Here is a 1,843-nt window from a genome sequence, read left to right on the forward strand (position 1 = left end):
TTCTGGGAAATCGAGTGCGCGCACTAATTCTGGAAAATGCCCCGACAGTTAAGTTTTTTGCACCCGACGTCGCGTATGCTGATGCGTACCATTATTTACCCGCGCTCCTCACAAAGCGTGGTCTTCCAGCCGATACGGTTTTGGAAACGCTGGAAGCCTTGGAAACACTCGTCCACTCAATTGATGCCAATCTATACGGTGGTTTGAAAAACCGAGCCCTTCAGCGGATCGCTGCGCGCGATGCCGATGATTGGCCCGTTCTGGCCTGTGCCCTTATGCTGGATTGTCCGATTTGGACGGAAGATGCGGATTTTTTTGGAACGGGCGTCGCAACTTGGACGTCTGACCGCATTACGCTCTATTTTTCTGAAATAGAGGGCATAGGCTGATTGCTCAGACACTCCTAAACCGCCAGCCCCTTTAACCGATACAGCACCTCCAGCGCCTCGCGCGGCGTCAGCGCGTCCGGGTCGGTCTCAGCCAAGGCCGCCAACGCCGGATGAAGCGCGGGCGGCGCCTCCGAAACTTCTTCCGGTTCCGCAACGGGGCGCAGGGCGGCGAAGAGGGGCAGATCGTCGGCAAGGCGCGAGAGGGCGGTGGAACTGTCGCCCGATTCCAGCAGTTTCAGCACCTGTTCGGCGCGGCGCAGGACCGGCTTCGGCAGGCCGGCGAGTTTGGCGACGTGGATACCGTAGGAGCGGTCCGCCGCGCCGGGTTGGACTTCGTGGAGAAACACGACGTCGCCCTGCCATTCCTTCACGCGCATCGAGTGGCACGAGAGGGCGGGTAGGCGGGCGCTGAGTTTCGTGAGCTCATGGTAATGGGTGGCGAAGAGGCAGCGGCAGCGGCTGACCTCGTGCAGATGCTCGACGGCGGCCCAGGCAATCGACAGCCCGTCGAAAGTGGCGGTACCGCGCCCGATTTCGTCCAGAATCACTAGCGCGCGCGGCCCGGCTTGGTTCAGAATCGCGGCGGTTTCCACCATTTCCACCATGAAGGTGGAGCGCCCGCGCGCAAGATCATCCGCCGCGCCGACGCGGGAGAAGAGCCGATCAACAATCCCCATCGTCGCGGCGCGGGCGGGCACGTAAGCGCCCACTTGCGCCAACAGGCAGATCAGCGCGTTCTGCCGCAAAAAGGTCGATTTCCCGGCCATGTTCGGCCCGGTAAGAAGCCAAAGGCGGTTTGTTCCCAAATCGCAATCATTGGCGATAAAGCCGCTCGCGCCGCCGGGCAGCAGCGCTTCAACCACCGGATGACGGCCCCCCTGAATATCGAACTCGGTGCCCTCGGTCAGGGTCGGGCGGGTATAGCCCCGGTCGGCGGCGAGATCGGCGAGGGAGGCTGCCACGTCCAGCACGGCGAGCGCGCGGGCCGTGGCCGCAATAGGCTCGGCGCGGGCCAGTACTTCGCCGACCAAATCTTCGAACAGCCGTTGCTCCAAAGCGAGCGCCGTATCGCCCGCCTTGGCGACCTTCGAGTCGAGATCGGCCAGATCGACCGTGGTGAAGCGCGCCGCCCCCGCCAAGGTTTGCCGATGGATGAAGGGCTCCGACAGTTTATCGGCCTGGGCGGCGGTGACTTCGACGAAATAGCCCAGCACATTATTATGCTTCACCTTCAGGCTATTCACGCCCGTTGCGGAGGCGTAACGGGCTTGTAGCGCGGCAATATGGCGGCGGGCGTCGTCGCGCAAGGAGCGCTGGAAATCTAACTCTGGTGCATAGTCGGGCGCGATGAAGTCGCCGTCGCGCGCCAACATCGGCAGATCGGGCTTCAGCGCCCGCTCCAGCCGGTCGATCAACCCAGTATCGGGGCGCAGATCGGCGCAGGCGGCGGCAAG

At 62.9% G+C, this 1,843-nt stretch carries 2 protein-coding genes; one reads left to right on the forward strand and one right to left on the reverse strand.

The window, feature by feature from the left end; translation table 11 throughout:
- On the forward strand, positions 1 to 389 hold a 389-nt coding region (locus tag VZ95_RS16550; protein WP_232302715.1), incomplete at its 5' end, for a PIN domain-containing protein.
- 14 nt (positions 390 to 403) lie between these two features.
- Here the strand turns inward: VZ95_RS16550 and mutS are convergent.
- On the reverse strand, positions 404 to 1,843 hold a 1,440-nt coding region (gene mutS, locus VZ95_RS16555; protein WP_045776838.1), incomplete at its 5' end, for a DNA mismatch repair protein MutS.

The organism is Elstera litoralis (genome assembly GCF_000963705.1).
Taxonomy (GTDB): Bacteria; Pseudomonadota; Alphaproteobacteria; order Elsterales; family Elsteraceae; genus Elstera; species Elstera litoralis.